This is a genomic window from Paenibacillus oryzisoli, from assembly GCF_001653565.1.
In the GTDB taxonomy this organism is placed as follows: domain Bacteria; phylum Bacillota; class Bacilli; order Paenibacillales; family NBRC-103111; genus Paenibacillus_E; species Paenibacillus_E oryzisoli.
This window is the reverse complement of record NZ_LYPB01000069.1, coordinates 106,115-123,272: the sequence shown is the minus strand read 5'-3', so window position 1 is coordinate 123,272 and position 17,158 is coordinate 106,115. Positions and strand designations below refer to the sequence as shown.

Annotated in this window: 10 protein-coding genes; all 10 read left to right on the top strand. The window is 46.9% G+C overall.

Translation table 11 applies throughout. The features are described 5' to 3' along the window. Nucleotides 1-105: 105 nt before the first annotated feature. The 10 genes from A8708_RS15300 (at nt 106) to A8708_RS15255 (ending at nt 17,134) form a co-directional block, all read left to right on the top strand. Nucleotides 106-939, top strand: a complete 834-nt coding sequence (locus A8708_RS15300; protein WP_068664851.1) for a class I fructose-bisphosphate aldolase — start codon at nt 106-108, stop codon at nt 937-939. A 25-nt stretch (nt 940-964) separates the two neighbouring features. Next, the gene (locus tag A8708_RS15295) at nt 965-2,122 is read left to right on the top strand and encodes a Gfo/Idh/MocA family protein (RefSeq protein WP_068664849.1); all 1,158 of its coding nucleotides are present in this window, start codon (nt 965-967) and stop codon (nt 2,120-2,122) included. Between the two features lie 2 nt (nt 2,123-2,124). After that, the gene (locus tag A8708_RS15290) at nt 2,125-3,339 is read left to right on the top strand and encodes a carbohydrate kinase family protein (RefSeq protein ID WP_239696701.1); all 1,215 of its coding nucleotides are present in this window, start codon (nt 2,125-2,127) and stop codon (nt 3,337-3,339) included. After that, nucleotides 3,336-3,884, top strand: coding sequence for a D-lyxose/D-mannose family sugar isomerase (locus A8708_RS15285; protein ID WP_068664845.1), 549 nt, complete (start codon nt 3,336-3,338; stop codon nt 3,882-3,884). The genes A8708_RS15290 and A8708_RS15285 overlap by 4 nt, the downstream gene beginning before the upstream one ends. A 10-nt stretch (nt 3,885-3,894) precedes the next feature. Next, nucleotides 3,895-4,923 carry a DUF4432 family protein gene (locus tag A8708_RS15280; RefSeq protein WP_068664843.1) on the top strand — a complete coding sequence of 343 codons (1,029 nt, stop codon included), beginning with the start codon at nt 3,895-3,897 and terminating at the stop codon, nt 4,921-4,923. A gap of 44 nt (nt 4,924-4,967) precedes the next feature. Then, nucleotides 4,968-5,729 carry a DeoR/GlpR family DNA-binding transcription regulator gene (locus A8708_RS15275; protein ID WP_068664841.1) on the top strand — a complete coding sequence of 254 codons (762 nt, stop codon included), beginning with the start codon at nt 4,968-4,970 and terminating at the stop codon, nt 5,727-5,729. 262 nt (nt 5,730-5,991) lie between these two features. Continuing rightward, entirely contained in the window at nt 5,992-6,891 is a 900-nt protein-coding gene (locus A8708_RS15270; protein ID WP_068664839.1) for an ABC transporter permease, read from the top strand. A 12-nt stretch (nt 6,892-6,903) separates the two neighbouring features. Next, entirely contained in the window at nt 6,904-7,812 is a 909-nt protein-coding gene (locus A8708_RS15265; protein ID WP_239696699.1) for a carbohydrate ABC transporter permease, read from the top strand. Nucleotides 7,813-7,898: 86 nt separating this feature from the next. Next, complete coding sequence (locus tag A8708_RS15260; RefSeq protein ID WP_068664837.1) at nt 7,899-9,455, top strand: DUF3502 domain-containing protein; 1,557 nt, start codon at nt 7,899-7,901, stop codon at nt 9,453-9,455. Between the two features lie 131 nt (nt 9,456-9,586). Then, on the top strand, nt 9,587-17,134 hold the full coding sequence (locus A8708_RS15255) for an Ig-like domain-containing protein (RefSeq protein ID WP_068664835.1): 7,548 nt from the start codon (nt 9,587-9,589) through the stop codon (nt 17,132-17,134). Nucleotides 17,135-17,158 lie beyond the last annotated feature (24 nt).

The window sequence follows — 17,158 nt, the reverse complement described above, 5'->3', positions numbered from 1 at the left end:
TACAGGAAATTCACATAGACGGATGTTACAAAATAACGTATTATAATGTTATAAACTAACTTAATAATGTTATTTTAAAACATTTCAAAAAAGGGGATGGCACACATGTCCGTGCAACCAAGATTCCACCGCATGTTTAGTGAGCAGGGGAAATGCTTTGATGTTGCGATTGATCATGGCTTTTTTAATGAATTTCAATTTCTAACGGGTATCGAGAATATGAAGGACGCTATTGAAACAATTGTAAATGCGGCTCCCAATTGTATTCAACTTAGCCTAGGTCAAGCCAAACATCTGCAATCCATACCTGGCAGTAATAAACCGGGGCTTGTCCTTCGAACGGATGTTGCCAATATTTATGGGCAGGTGCTGCCGAAGTTTCTATTCAGTGAAGTGATTGATAACGCCATTGAGCAAGCCGTACGAATGGATGCTGTGGCTGTTTGTGTGAATCTCTTGCAACTACCTAATCAGCCGGAACTTCATTATCAGTGCGCGCGCAATGTATCCCTTCTCAAAACAGCATGCGAAAGATACGGTATGCCCCTCATGGTCGAGCCTTTAGTTATGTTAGCCAACGAAGTGAATGGCGGCTATACTGTCGATGGCGATATCAATAAAATTTTACCGCTCGTAAGGCAAGCTGTTGAACTTGGCGCAGATGTAATTAAGGCCGATCCTTGCCATCATGTGGAAGAATACCATCGTGTCATTGAAATCGCATCCGGTACTCCTGTTCTTGTTCGAGGTGGAGGAAGAGCGAGCGATGAGGAAATTATGAGTCGCACGGTGGAACTGATGAAGCAAGGCGCATCTGGTATTGTGTATGGCCGCAATGTCATTCAGCATCCCAATCCTGCTGGCATGACCAAAGCGTTAATGTCCATTGTTCATCATGGAGCAACGGAAGAGCAGGCACTTGCGCTATTAAGCAACTAAGTTACCTAGAGGAGGTCTTCACGCGATGCAAAAGAAAATAATTCGCTTTGGCGTTATCGGCTGTGGTCTCATGGGCAAGGAATTTGCCAGTAGCGCTGCAAGATGGTGTCATCTTACCCATATCGATAGTGAACCCAGAATTGTAGCGGTCTGTGATGCGAATCCGGCAGCGACGGGGTGGTTCCAAGACAATTTAGCTAGTGTGGAAGCAACCTATACGGATTATAAGGAAATGCTTGCTAACCCCACCATCGACGCCATTTATTGTGCGGTTCCCCACAATCTTCATGCTGAAATCTATATCGATATCATTGAGTCGGGTAAACATTTGCTTGGTGAAAAGCCATTCGGTATCGATCAGGCAGCCAATAAGCTGATTATGGAAGCTATTGATCGAAATCCACATGTCATCGTCCGATGCTCATCGGAATTCCCCTTTTTCCCAGGCGTTCAGCAAATTGTGGGATGGGTGGGAGAGAATAAATTCGGCAAAATTATTGAGGTCGAGGCTGGATTCTGGCATTCAAGCGACTTGGATCCCACGAAAACCATCAATTGGAAGAGGCGTATCGCGACGAATGGCGAATATGGTTGTATGGGCGATCTTGGGATGCATGTGCTTCATTTGCCAATGCGCTTTGGCTGGAAACCGAATTCGGTACGAGCGCTGCTGTCCAAAATTGTACGGGAACGTCCCGACGGCAAAGGGGAGATGGTGCCTTGCGAGACGTGGGACAATGCCATATTGGCCTGCGAGGTAGACACCGGTGATCAGCAATTTCCGATGGTCTTGTCGACCAAGCGTATCGCTCCCGGACATGCAAACACGTGGTTTATTCGAATTATGGGCACAGAATTCTCTGCTGAATTTACAACCAAGAATCCAAAGCAAGTTCGTTCATTACCGTACAAAACAGGTGGTGTTCAATCCTGGCACATCACAGATACACCTTATAAATCGGCGTATGAAACTCTTACAGGAGGCATCTTTGAATTCGGTTTCTCGGATTCCATCTTGCAAATGTGGGCTGCTTTCTGTGATGAGTTAACACATCGTAGCAAGATGGCGCAGCCTTTCCATTGCGCAACGCCAGAAGAAGCGGCGTCGAGTCATCATATCTTTACTGCCGCGCTAGAATCCAATAGAACGGGTCAAACCATATCGCTGCATTGGGAGGAATGAATGTGAGCGGACCAGCGGATATCATCGTGGCTGGGCATATTTGCTTGGATATGATACCGACCATGTATGAGTCGCAATCAGACATAGCTGCACTGCTGCTACCAGGCAAACTGATTAACATTGGCCCTGCCGTTATGTCGACAGGAGGCGCGGTTTCGAATACTGGCATTGCGCTTCACCGTCTGGGCAGCCAAGTGAAATTAATGGGTAAGATTGGCGGGGATCCCTTCGGCCAGATCATTCTTACCCTGCTTAGAGGGCAAGATCCTTCGCTCGTCGAAGGGATGATTGTATCGCCGAAGGAGACGAGTTCGTACTCCATTGTGATTTCCCCGCCGAACAGGGACCGTACATTCCTCCACGCGACAGGAGCCAATGATACATTTTCGGCCGCTGATTTGAATCAGGAACAGCTGCAAGGAGCAAGACTATTTCATTTTGGTTATCCACCCCTGATGAAGAAAATGTATGAACATGAAGGGGTTGAACTTCTTAGATTATTGAAGAAAGTCAAAGAGAGCGGCGTAACCGTTTCGCTTGATTTGGCTAAACCGGATCCATCATCCCCTGCTGGCAGGGTAGATTGGCGTGCTATTCTGACACAGGCAATGCCATTTGTTGATGTATGTTTACCTAGCTTCGAGGAACTGGTGTATATGCTCGATCGGGAACTGTTCGATGCGATGGAACAAGAAGCGCCAGAGGGGGATCTGCTATCTTATGCAGACGGTGAATTATTAGCTCGTCTCTCCTCCGAACTCATTGGCATGGGCGCGGCGATTGTGGTCATTAAGCTCGGGGAGCATGGGATCTATGTACGAACAACATCGGATAAGAGGCGATTACCCCAGATGGGACTAGATGCCCCGGAGCAAGATTGGTTGAACTGCGAGATAATTTCCTCCTGTTATGAGGTCGATGTTGTAGGTACGACAGGTGCAGGCGATTGCACGATAGCAGGTTTTCTTTTCGGACTAACCCAAGGCTTAACACTGAGTGAGACGCTGCATTGCGCCGTTGGCGTCGGTGCATGCAATGTTGAACAAGCAGACGCAACGAGTGGAATAACGGAATGGGCAGCGATAAGGGAACGAATGAACAACGGATGGAAGAAACAAGCGATGAAGTTAAACCTGACCAATTGGCATGCGAATGGGGATCAGTTATGGATTGGCCCCCATCATAAGTCTTCGAAAGCGAGCGTGATAAGTGAATGAAGCGAAGTGAGATCAAGATAGCTCAGCAGCGGGCTGAACAGATGTTAAACGCAGCCCACATTCAATTAACTCCGGAAGAGATTGTGCGTATTGAAGTGGCAGACTTTGGGCTGGGACAACTTGAGCGACAAGGGTTAGAACTCATAACCTATATCAATACCGAACGTTATTGTGCGAAGGAATTAGTTCTTTTTCCTAGACAAACATGTCCAGAACACCTGCATCCGCCAATCGCGGATGAGCCAGGTAAACAGGAAACCTTCCGCTGCCGCGGGGGACACGTATATCTCTATGTGGAGGGGGAGCCGACTCCTGTGATTGCTGCTATGATTCCTCCAGGCAGTCAGGAGTATTACACCGTCAGGCATGAAATCGTCTTGTATCCTGGCGAGCAATATACAATTGAACCCGGCATAAAGCATTGGTTCCAGGCTGGCGAACAGGGGGCAATCATTTCTGAATTTTCAAGTACGAGTCGGGATGAGTTCGATATTTTCACAGATGCCCATATCCAACGGATGCCTGTTATTCACGAGGATGAATAGGTGAATTCCTATGAACTTATATGGAAGAGAATGGTCACGGAGAGAGTTAGAAGCGCGAGTAGGCAAGATTGAACAAATAGCTGGCATCAAACGGTTCGTTAGCGTAGAGGGTAAAGAAGCAGGCGTGGAACATATCCAGGTGCGCACAGGCGCTGGCTTGAGTTATCACGTAACCCCTTCCAAGGGCCTAGACATTTCATTGGCTGAGTATCATGGTGTGCCGATTAGCTGGCAATCGCCCAATGGGAATGTCCATCCTGCGTTCTATGAGGCGGAAGGTAATCATTGGCTTCGGACTGCATCGGGCGGACTCCTCATGACATGTGGTCTTATGCAAGTAGGGGCTAGTTGTGATGACGAGGGTGAGCATCTAGGACTTCATGGACGCTATCACCATACACCAGCAGAAGAAGTATGTGCACGAAGCAGCTGGCAGGAAGACGAGATGGATCTATGTATTACCGGTCTAATTAACGAAACGTCGATATTCGGTGGATGGCTGCAATTATCAAGGGAAATAAGCAGCCGGGTTGGTGAAAATTCAATTCTCATTAAGGATACCGTTCGGAATATGGGGTTTTCCCCTTGCCCGCACATGATTTTATATCATTTCAACTTTGGGTTTCCGTTACTTATGGAAGAGACACACGTTCACTTTAATAGCGATAAGGTGAGCCCGCGTGAGTCCCATACTTCCATTCAGGCGGGGGTAGAGCAAGCGTGGCAATCTCCTGATGCTGCTTCCCATGAACAGGTTTATTATCATGTGACTTCGAATCATCCTTCCGTGCAGATTACGAATCCGAGATTCCCACTGAACGGAGGAACGACGAGGTTTCAAGCGTCCCTCGAATGGTCATCGCAAACGCTTCCTAGGCTTGTCCAGTGGAACATGCCAGGCGCAGGCACGCATGTGCTCGGCATAGAGCCTGCCAATTGTCATGTTGGTGGACGCCAAGAAGAACGTGAACAAGGGAATTTGGTTTATCTGGCACCAGGTGAAACAGTCCATTATGAAATTAGGTTGAACCTCAGTTAAATGACTGGGATAATGAAGCTAAGATACATTTACGGAGGTTCACCATGATTACGAATCAGATAAACGGGCGGCAACAACAAATCCTTGATCGCATGGCGCTTGATGGAGAGATTAGAATTGCTGAATTGAAAGAAATGTTCGATGTCACGGAAATGACCATACGTCGTGATATCGAGAAGCTTGAGACCATGGGGCTGCTTAGGCGTACCTTCGGTGGTGCTATCCTCATCGGCAAGGATATTGCTCTGCAGGATCGCACAGGCGTTATGATGGAAGAGAAAATGAGAATGGGTCTCCGCGCGGCACAACTTATTGAAGCGGGTGAGTCCATTTTCCTCGATGGCGGCTCAACGACGCTTCAAGTTGCCAGATATTTAACACCAGCGATGCCAATCACTGTGGTTACCAATGCGCTGAACATTGCTGTTGAGCTGCAAGGCAAGCAGATTACGACCATAGTCGTTGGAGGCATGCTGTTGGATAAAACATCAACGCTGGTCGGACCTGTGGCATCCGTTGCTCTTGCCAAAATGGCATTTGACCGCGTCTTTATAGGAACAACGGGGTTCACGACGAAGCATGGGTTCAGCAATTCCAATATGCACGAAGCTGAAATCAAGAGACTTGTCATCGAACAAGCGTCCGAGGTAAACGTCATGATGGATCATACGAAGTATGGCGTGCGTGATTTATTCTCGTTTGCCGATATAAGTGCTGTTCATCGTATCATTTCAGATAACCCACCCCAAGGTGAACTTCTTACGATTGTGGAGGAAGCATCTGTCGAAATGCTCGTTTGTTCATAGCAAAATATTGTAATTCCAATAGCGTTTAATTGACTGCCCTGTAGTCATTTGAACGCTTTTTTGTGTTCTGTAAACACACTTTCCCGAGCCATAGCGTAATTATCGAAGCTATCGGCATGAATCGCAGCTCATTCGCAGGCAAGAAAGTCATTTTTCGAAGAGAAAGACACTTTTCGAAATATACATTCGGTCCTCAACTATCTACAGTAAAGGTATCACTAACGCAATCATCACAGGCACTCTAGCAAGAAGGGGCAGATACATGAGAACTTTTAAAAAGAACTTCAGTTTAACCTTATTGGCTTTTCCGGGCATCGCGCTACTGTTTATTTTTGATTATGTGCCACTCTACGGATTATTGCTTCCTTTCAAGGATTACAAATATGATCTGGGGATTTGGAACAGCCCGTGGGTAGGCTTGGACAATTTTCAATTTCTATTTAAGGGCGATGTCTTACAACGCGTGCTGAGGAACACACTCCTCTACAATCTGGCGTTCATTACGTTAGGCACCATGATTTCAGTCACTTTTGCATTAATGCTTCGGGAGGTCAGTAAGCGGTTTGTGAAGGTGTATCAGACCGTTTTGTTCATTCCTTATTTCATCTCATGGGTCGTCGCTGGGTTTGCCTTCCGGGCGCTCTTGGATATGGATTATGGTGTGTTTAATAAGGGATTGGAGATGCTCGGCATAGCGCCTGTTATGTGGTATAACGAGCCGAAGTTTTGGCCTTTTATTCTTATTATTGGTGCGGTATGGAAGGGGCTTGGGTACGGTGCGGTCATCTATTATGCAGCACTGATGGGCGTCGATGCGGAGTACTATGAAGCGGCCAAAATAGATGGGGCAGGCAAGCTGCGTCAGGCCATTTCGATCTCGATTCCCATGATTAAACCGATTATTATCATGATGGTTATCTTGCAAATTGGAAAAATTTTCTACAGTGACTTCGGATTATTTTATAACGTAACCCTGAATTCATCCGCTCTGTATACAACAACAGATGTCATCGACACGTTCGTGTATCGGTCGTTAGTCGATATGGGTGATATTGGTATGGCTGGTGCTGCGGGCTTCTTCCAATCTACGGTTGGTTTCATGTTGGTCCTGTTGACGAATTTTATCGTGAAAAAAATTAATCGTGAAAATTCATTATTTTAAGGAGAATGTCCTATGATGACACCACGGATTGCTAACACTCGTTCACCATTGATGCTCAGTACATGGATTATTCATGGCATTTTTATACTAGTCTGTGTCGCTTGCTTGTATCCCTTTCTAGTTATAATAGGCACCTCCTTTCAAAATGAAAGTGATATTATGACGTATGGATATTCTATTCTGCCAAAGAAGATCGATTTAACTGCGTATCGTGTGATTCTCCATGATCCTGCTGTCTTGCTGAATGCGTATATGGTGACGATTTATACAACGCTGATTGGGACTGTGGCAGGGCTGTGGATTACCACAAGCTTCGCATACACGATTTCTAGGAAAGATTATGCGTATCGGAAGGGGCTTTCCTTCTATGTATTTTTTACCATGTTGTTCCAAGGTGGGCTAGTTCCTTCTTATATATTGATGGTGAGTTGGCTGGACTTGAAAAATAACCTCTTGGCGCTGATTCTTCCATTCCTCATCACAGGTTGGCATGTGTTGTTAATGAGAGGCTTCTTACAAACACTTCCAGATGCATTATTTGAATCGGCCAAAATCGATGGCGCAAGCGAACTTACCATTTTCACGCGTATCGTCATTCCCCTTAGTAAACCGGCGTTGGCGACACTTGGCTTATTCCTGGTCTTGCAGTATTGGAATGACTGGTGGTTAACCCTGTTGTACATTGACCACGAGAATAAGATGAAACTGCAATATCTGCTTATTCGCGTCTTGCGCAATATGGAGTTCCTTAACAGCGCCGAAGCGATGCAATATGGTCTAGTTAAGCCGGGACAACAAGTACCGAGTCTAGCTGCGCGGATGGCGATGTGTATTCTTGCAGCAGGCCCGATGCTGGTCATATTTCCATTCTTTCAGCGTTATTTCGTTCAGGGGTTGACGGTTGGATCTGTAAAAGGGTAGCGAATACAAGTAAGTCCAGCGCATGGATCTTTCGTCCTGTGTCTGTTATATATAAATGAACATCATATTCTTAGGGAGGTATGTTTGTGAGCAGGGGAAATAAAAAGACAAAGCAAGTGGTAGGCGGCGTGGTATCGATGGGGTTAGTGGTTTCCGTGGTACTTAGCGGGTGCAGTACAGATAAGAAAGATGAGCCAACTGTCACGGGCAGCTCCTCAGCGGTTCCCAATGCGACTACAGCAGTCGAGCCAACCAAAGAGTTGGTGAACCTTAGTTGGTACATGCGTAAACCGATTGATACGATGAAGGATCAAGAGGCGATTGAAGCGGAAGCGAATAAAACGATTAAAAGCGCTGTAAACGCGAATGTGCACTTTAACTTTATTGACGGAGCAAGCTGGGAAGACAAAATGAAGCTGATGTCAGCTTCCGGTGAACCATACGATCTTGTATTTACCTCCAACTGGACGAATGCGATCGACACCAATGTGCAAAAAGGTGCGTTCCTGCCACTGGACGATCTTCTGAAGAAATATGGGCAGGATATTCTTGCAAAAGTGGATAAACGTGCTTGGAAGTCGGTTACGTATAATGGCAAGATTATGGCTGTACCAGGTCAGGGACCTTTTACCACGCCGAATGGCATTGTGTTCAAAAAAGATTTGGTGACGAAGTACAATCTGGATTATAAGAAAATAAAGAATTTGCAGGATCTTGAGCCCTATTTAGAAATGATTAAGAAGAATGAGCCTACAATAACGCCATTGCTGGTCACGAAAACAGTTTCTGCGCCAGGTGACTTTATTGCAGACCATACCAATGTAACCAAAGGGATCCGATATGATGAAAAGGCGAACCAATTGGTCTTGGAAACGGACATTCCCCAATTCGTCAACAACTATCGCACGATGCACGATTACTATGTGAAAGGTTATGTAGCCAAAGATGCGGCAATCAAAACGGATTTCACTGCAGAAGCCAAGTCCGGGAAATATGCGGTCATGCGTGATTCCGGTGGTTATACGGAGGATGGTTCGAAATCCACGGCGTTGTTTGGGTTCCCAACAGTAGAATCGCTTGCATTTTATCCCATCATAGCAACAAGTAATATGGTAGGGGCGGCAACCGCCATCTCCAAAACATCCAAAAATCCGGAAAGAGCCATGGAACTGCTCAATTTGGTCTGGAAAGACAAGAAGCTTTCCAACACGTTGGCTTATGGGCTAGAAGGAAAGAACTATACGGTTAAATCCGGTGCTGGCACAGATGCCATGTCTGTAGATGCGAAGAGCGGAGCAGAACAAACCTGGGCCATCTGGCATAACTGGCTGGGGCCGCTGTGGGATCAATGGGATTCGGGCTGGAACTCAAAGGCATCCCTAGAGCAAATGCAAAAAAACAATAATGAAGCCAAAACATCGTCGATCCTTGGATTTCTTTTTAATGGGGAAGTCGTAAAATCCGAAATAGCTCAAGTCAATGCGGTATATGCGGAACTGCAACCCATTTTATATTCCGGCGCGATGCCTGATTATGATAAGTTCTTGGGCGATATGAAGCAGCGGTTGAAAGATGCTGGCTTAGAGAAAATTAAAGCTGAAGCTCAGAAGCAGCTCGACGCTTGGAAAGCGCAAAATAAGTAATTAAACAATTGGAACCGGGCTACTTTGTTACTCGGTTCCAATTTCATATGGCAACCAACAGATATAGGGGGACATGACGAGAAGATATTGGAAGCGCATTCATTATATTATTAAAGGGAGCGTGATCATTGATGAACAAGAGAAGATGGGCCGCTGGGGCGATCATCTATGCTTGCATGCTAATGGTACTTGTATTCATGCTACAATCCCCTACCGCGAAAGCGGAGGATGTTCCGGTAGGGGTAGGCTATCTGGTTGACGAGAGTTTTTCCTTTCCCAATAACAACACGATGGACGTTTTGCCTTCTAGTTGGGATGTCCGCAAGGCGGGGGGCAGTCTGTCCTCTTCCTATCTGAACTGGTTCAAAATCAGTGATACGAATGCAACGTTGCCTGTCTCGATACGCCGGGAGTTCATCCAACAAAATGACGGTGTTATTACAATGGAGTATCGCTTTAAGCTATCTGCGATGATGGATGGCGTTAAATGGCAGCTCAGTAGTAACGATACTGAGGCTGTCAGCATCGTGACGGGAAATGGTGAGCTTCGTCTGGAAACCTCGGGCGGTACGATTCAGACCTTGCAATCCTATACGGCGAATACAGAGTATGGTGTGAAAGTCATTGCAAATATCAGCGCAAATACGACGGATGTGTTTATTAATGGTGATCTTAAAACCTCCAATGCAGGCTTCAAGCATGTTGTCACCAGTCTCGATCATGTGCAGATTCAGACAGGTGCGTCTTCGAAAGGCGATATGTTCCTGGCTCCTGTTAAAATCCACAAGGGATACGCGGTCAATGAAAGATTCATTTCCCTGATGCCGGGATTTCTGCCTGAAGACTGGCAGATCGCTTCTGCTGGCGGAACTGTAGCGGTCGAGGAAATGAAGAGCGCAGTGCGTCCCGATGTATTTAGTCTGAAAATGAATGCGGCTGGAGCCACTGGTGAGATGAGTCTTAAGAAAAATGTGTCTTCCACTTCGGCGAATACCGTCTTTGCCTACAAGATGCTTATTCCGCAAAAGCAGGACGGCTATTCAGCAGAGGTCTTGAGTGGCAGCACGGCGGCGATGAAGCTGATAACCGCGAATGGTAAACTCAATTACATCAATGATGTAGGCCAGCCGGTCCCCTTTTATGATTACAAGGCAAATCTGTGGTATGAAATTAAAGTGAAGTTGGATATGGCCAATGCAACAGCAGACCTTTATGTCAATGGGAAACGGCAAGCACAAGGGGTACCATTCTCAGCTGCCACGGCAAGTCTAGACGGAATTGCATTTAAGGCATCGGCAACAACGCAAGGTGTGATATGGCTCGATGATATTCTCGTATTTGAAGATTTGGCGCTTCCAGCGGATTATGTACCTGCTCCGACTCCTGCGGTCTCGACAGATCAGGCTATAGGCATTCAGAGCTGTCCCATCTGGCGGGAAGGCAACCATCTCGGTTGGGATACCATAACGCCTTACTCGGATCGGGAACCGTATTTGGGATACTATGACGAGGGGAACCCAGAGACGGCTGATTGGGAGAATAAATGGTTGGCTGAACACGGTGTTGATTTCCAAATCTCATGCTGGTTTAGACCCTCTTATGGGGAAGGCGTTCCAGTCAAAGAGCCTTATCTGCATAACTCGCTTCATGATGGGTATTTCAATGCCCAATATAGCGATCAAACAAAGTTTGCTATTATGTGGGAGAATGCAGCATCCAAAGTGAAGGATAGTCAAGATTTCCGTACGAACATCGTGCCATACTGGATCGAGTATTATTTCAAAGATCCGCGTTATATGGTGATTGATAATAAACCGGTGATCTCTATCTATAGCCTTACCGGACTCAAAAGGGATTTCGGCGGTACCTTGGCAGGCGTCAAGGCGGAGATGGATTATTTGCGAAATGAAGTCAAGGCGCTTGGATTTGATGACATCATTCTCTTGACGACTACTTCCGCATCGGATGTAACGTCCATGAGTGATCGCAAACTGGCTGGATTCGATGCCGTCTATGCCTATTCTTGGGGCAGTGTTGGCGGGCATGCAGACGTTCAGAAATCCTACATGATTGCACAACGCGATACAGGCATTATCGATGCGCTGCCCATGCTCAGCATGGGAAGAGATGATGTGGCTTGGGGAGGAAATGCCGGTTACTACACCACGCCTTCGGAGTTCCAATCTGTTGTACAGTGGACCAAGGATACCTTGCAACCATCGTTGCCAGCGGGTAACTTAGGCAAGAAGATGGTGATGTTGGATAATTGGAATGAGTTAGGGGAAGGGCATTTCATTATGCCTGCAGGCTTAGCGGGGTTTGGCTACCTGGATGCGATTAGCCATGTATTCACAAACGGTACTGCGCATTCGGATGTACAGCCAACGCAAGCCCAGAAGGATAGGATCAACATCTTGCATCCGCCAGGGAGAGTATTGCCATTAAAGAACCCAGCACCTCCAGCGCTTACAGACCAATACGGGTTGTTCTGGGGGTTCGATACCAATGGCGATCCTGAAGGTTGGCGTGTGGAGAAACAGGTCATCAACGCTGGGGTGAGCGACGGCGCTTTCTCTGGCACAGCGAACAATATCGATCCTGGCCTTATGTCTGCTGACAACTTGAATATTCAAGCTGCTGCGCATCCCTATCTGAAAATCAGAATGAAGAGTACGACGGGGTCTTCAGGTCAGGTGTTCTTTATTACCAATGAGGATACGACTTGGAACGAGGTCAAGTCCATTAGCTTCTATGTGGAACGCAATGAAACTGGGTATACCGAATATGTGGTGGATATGTGGAAGATTGCCAAATGGGAAGGGATCATTCGGCAAATTCGATTCGATCCTATGACAGTTCCTGGAGATTTCAGCATAGATGCCATTGGGGTCGTTTACTCACCAGATGCAGGAATCAATGTGAAAATCGACGGCAAGAAAGCTCAGTTTTATGAAAAACCAGTAATGGCTAATCAAACTGTCATGGTACCAGCGGGGGAGATGCTCAAGCTAATCGGTGCCAGCACAGAATGGGAGGCATCGACGCAAACGTTAATTGGTGTGAAAGACAATCAGGTATACAGACTCAAGGTTGGTGATCAGACGGCTTACAAAGATAGCCAAACTATCTTGCTGGAGCGTGCGCCAGAACTGCAGCCATCGGGCGAGCTTTTAATCCCCGTGCATTTCTTCAACCAAGCTTTCGGGTATGTTGTGAATTGGGATTCGAATGCTCAGAGCGTCGATATGTATACCACATCTAAGATTTGGGATTTTACCACCTTGGAGGGGTGGACGACGAACAATCAAGTGACAGGAGGTCAGACAGCAGGGGGAATCTATCAAGCAACCTCAACGGGTAGTAGCCCTGAGCTCATATCGCCAGACAACATCAATTTCGCTGCTTCAGCGATTAAGCGGGTTAAGATCAAGCTCAGGAACGACACAAGCGGGAATGAAGCCCAAATATACTTCAGGACGACGGCATCTTCCGAATGGAACCCACTAAATAAACTAACGACATTCGTGCTGCCGAATGATCCGAACATCAGGGAATATGTGTGGGACCCTAGTAATCATCCGGCTTGGACGGGTACGATCAAACAAATCAAAGTCATACCGACGAATGCCCAAGGAGAATTTGGCATTGATGCCATCACGCTGGATACGGCGGCAAGCGTAGCTGTGAAGGGAGATAACATTATTGCTAATCCCGGTATGGAAGCGGAGATTGTTCCAAACGGATGGGAAACGATAAGGGAACTGGACACGGAGCAGTATCATAGCGGACACCAATCTCTGCAAGTTACGAAGACCAACCAATACGGCAGTGTTCAGTTTCCCGTGAATATCGAGATAGGGAAGGAATACGAGTATTCCGCGTGGGTGAAACTGCAAGCCAATTTGACACCTGGCAAAGTGCTAAGGATTGCTCTCTCCTATAGATTAGATGGCGTAGTGAAACAGCAAATTCTAAACTCCAGTCCTATTCTGAGCAGTACGGAGTGGAAACAGGTGACGGGCACGCATACCATCAACGAGACAGGCAACGTTACGAATGTCACGATGTATGTGTTTACAGACGCGCCAGCTGAGAATGACATGTATTATTTGGATGATGTAGAGGTAAGGCCAATCACGTATAAGGAATCACCTGCATGGGTATATGTGACAGATATGAGCCTGAATCCAAGTTCTACGACTGTTATGGAAGGGAAAACCAAAACGTTGCTGCCTTTCATTCAGCCTGTTGATGCGTTTAATAAAGAGGTTGTCTGGTATTCGGATCGTCAGGAAGTTGCCACTGTTGACGTGAATGGAGCTGTATATGGTCGAAGTTTGGGTGTCGCTCAAATTACGGCAATCACGTTGGATAGTGGCAAAATAGCAACCAGTACCGTGACCGTTGTTGAAAGAACGAACGAAATCGTCACGATAACAGTGAAGCCTGACGGCACAGGGGATTATATCTCACCGAAGCTGGCGAACGACAGTATTAAGGATAGCAGCGCTGAGAAACAATATGTGATTGAGATTTATCCAGGCGTGTATACGGAGAAGAATTGGGTCGTGAAGCCCTATGTGACGCTTCGAGGCACAGATCGGGATCTAGTATGGCTCAAGGGAGAGAACAGCCCATCGGCTACGAATAGTGAAATTACCGAACAATCAACCTTGTGGTTGCAAGGAACGGCTAATCTAGAGAACCTGAAGATTACAGCCAAAAATATGAGATATCCACTTCATAGCGAGGAATCAGGTCGAAATAAAGATGCCATCCATGTGATCAAGAATGTCTACATTGAGCATTATGGGAATCTGGAAGCGGTCGACTATCGGAAGAATTGGATAGCAGCGCATCCGGGGGTGACACCTCCAGCGGATTTAGATCCCGCTCAAGTCTGGGGAGGAAGCAGCGGGAATGGTTCCCATGCTTGGGGGTACGGTTCAGCGAGCGGTGTAGTCGAAACATTCTACGATAGTACCTTTGTTTCTAAGGCTACCGGCTGGTATGTGCATAATCGTGAGGATTTTACTAAACCTCAAATAAATATCATTAATAACAGCCAAGTTGTTTCAACGGTAACGTCAAACCCGATTGTTATACAATCCTTGGGAAGCGGAACAGAGGATGAAGTGATTTTCAATAACAGTGAATTCACAGGCACCTATTTGCTTCAAAATGATTCGCCATGGATCACGCAAAAACCGGAAAATCAATATGCGAATCACGCGGACTATAACGTAACGTTCAATCACAGTACACCGATCGGTTATGTTGATGGTCACAGAGGGAGAGCACTTGCGCTGTTTAGTTCATCCACGGGAAGCAGCTCCAATGTGAAGGTGAGCGGGAGTGCCGTGTCAGATATTCTAGGCGCTTATACCACTCGTGATGGTGGAGGGGGCCTGAAGGGGTACTTATACGGCTACTGGGATATCTCGGGTATTAAAGTTGGTGCTAGTTCCAATATCCAAGTGAATAATACGCTGGGTAGAAGGCTTGGGGACGGTACAGTGAATCCGAAAACCTTACAAGTACTTTTTGAAAATGGCACGACTAAAACCATCCTGTTTAATGAGAATTATACGGAACAGACCAACGCTTACATCATCAATGTCATTAATAGCGTGTTGGGTACTTCAGGCTATGCGGTAGAATATAACGTCACCGGGAACGAATATTATCCCCAAGTGCCGGATAAACAAATGACGCTGGAGAACCATACGCAGATGGGCATTCCGCGGTTTGCCGCTGTATCTTTTGATACGGATTCAACGACAGTGCGCCTGATGACACCTGGTGATTCTGCGGAGAGCTTCATCGGCATTGCACTAGAGCCCATTGCACCAGGACAGTCAGGAAGAGTATTGACGGAAGGCATCATGAGAAAGGATCAATTATATGGATTTGCGGGAAGTATCAATGTAGGAACCAAAATCTCGATTGGAACCCAGGCTGGCAGCTTGCTAGGGAATGCGAACAAACCTGCCTTACTAACGGGCGTTTTGACGGATTGGGCTTCTTTTAAAGGAAATACCAGTTGGACTGAAGTTACTGAAGTAATCCTGAACAAGGCTTCGCTGAGCTTAACCTTGGGTCAATCAGAAGCACTCGTTGTGACCGTGCTGCCGTCGGATGCGAGCAATGCGGTAACGTGGAGCTCGGATCATCCGAATGTGGCGACGGTAGATGCGACGGGAACTGTGCATGCAATTAGTTCCGGTACAGCTACGATCACAGTGATAGCTTCTAAGGGCGGGAAATCGGCAACGGCTGTTGTGACGGTGCTTGCTCCGAATCTAGGCAGCAACTTGATTAACGACGCGGGTATGGAGGGGGCAACGCCGCTTTATACCGGTTGGGAAATTGTGAGAGCTATGAGTACAATCCAAGCTCATAGCGGAAGCCAGTCGTTAAAGATTACCAAGACGAACGCTTTTGGAAGCATCAACTTTCCTGCCAATATCCTGAAGGGAAATGCGTACTATTATTCGGCTTGGGCCAAATTGGCGCCTGAATCCACAACGGGTGTGGTGCTGCGGTTAGGTCTGACGTACAAGGTAGATGGCGTAACGAAGCAAAAAATAATCCTAACAAGTCAACCCTTAAGTGCCTCGTCTTGGATGCATCTAGAAGGTATGTATACCCTTCAAGAGACAGGAAATGTTACGAATATGGCTATGTACATGTTCACGGATTTACCTTCGGGATTGGATTCCTATTATCTAGACGATGTGGAAGTTCGACCGGTTGTCACGGATTCGACTGCACCGGTAACGACATCGCCGTTAGTGGTGCAGCTTCAAGATAGTAACGGCAATCCGCTCAGTGGAGGCATCGTGACATACTATGATGGGGGATGGAAGGATTTCGGTGTGACGGGCACCGACGGCAAAGTAAGCCTTAACCTCCCTGCTAATAACTATACGTTTAGCATGACCTACGAAGGAACGTATAAAGAGCAAGTGCAGCATACAGGAACGAACGGCGTGGTAGCCTTTCAGACAGTCAAGGTGAAGGCACAGTTGAAGAATAGCCAAGGACAGCTAATGGACGGCGGCACTGTGAGCTATTATGCAGGAAGTTGGCTGTCGATGGGGGGGACCGTTAGCGGCGAAGCCAGCAAGGAGTTGTTGCCTGGTTCCTATACCTTTGCCATGACCTATGAAGGGACGTATAAGGAGCAAGTGCAGAACGTAGGTCTTGATCCCGTAGTTGCCTTCCAGACGGTTAATGTGAAGGCACAGCTGAAGGATAGCCAGGGGAATCTGATCGACAGTGGCCATGTAAGTTACTATGCGGGCAGCTGGCGGACCACGGGAAGTACCGTTGGCGGCGAAGTCAGCAAGGAGCTGTTGCCTGGTTCCTACACCTTTAGCATTGCCTATGAAGGGACGTATAAGGAGCAAGTACAGAACGTAGGTATTGATCCCTTAGTTGCCTTCCAAACGATTAAAGTGAAGGTTCAATTGAAGGATAGCCAGGGCAATCTGATTGATGGCGGCATTGTGAGCTATTATGCGGGCAGCTGGTTGACCGTAGGAACTACAACAGGTGGTGAGATCAGCAAGGAATTATTGCCTGGTACGTATACGTTCGGGATAACCTATGGCGGCATTTATAAAGAAATCGTTGCGGTAATTACAACAAATCCAACAGTCATATTTGAGATGTAAGCTTGCGAGGACGACTAAACGAAG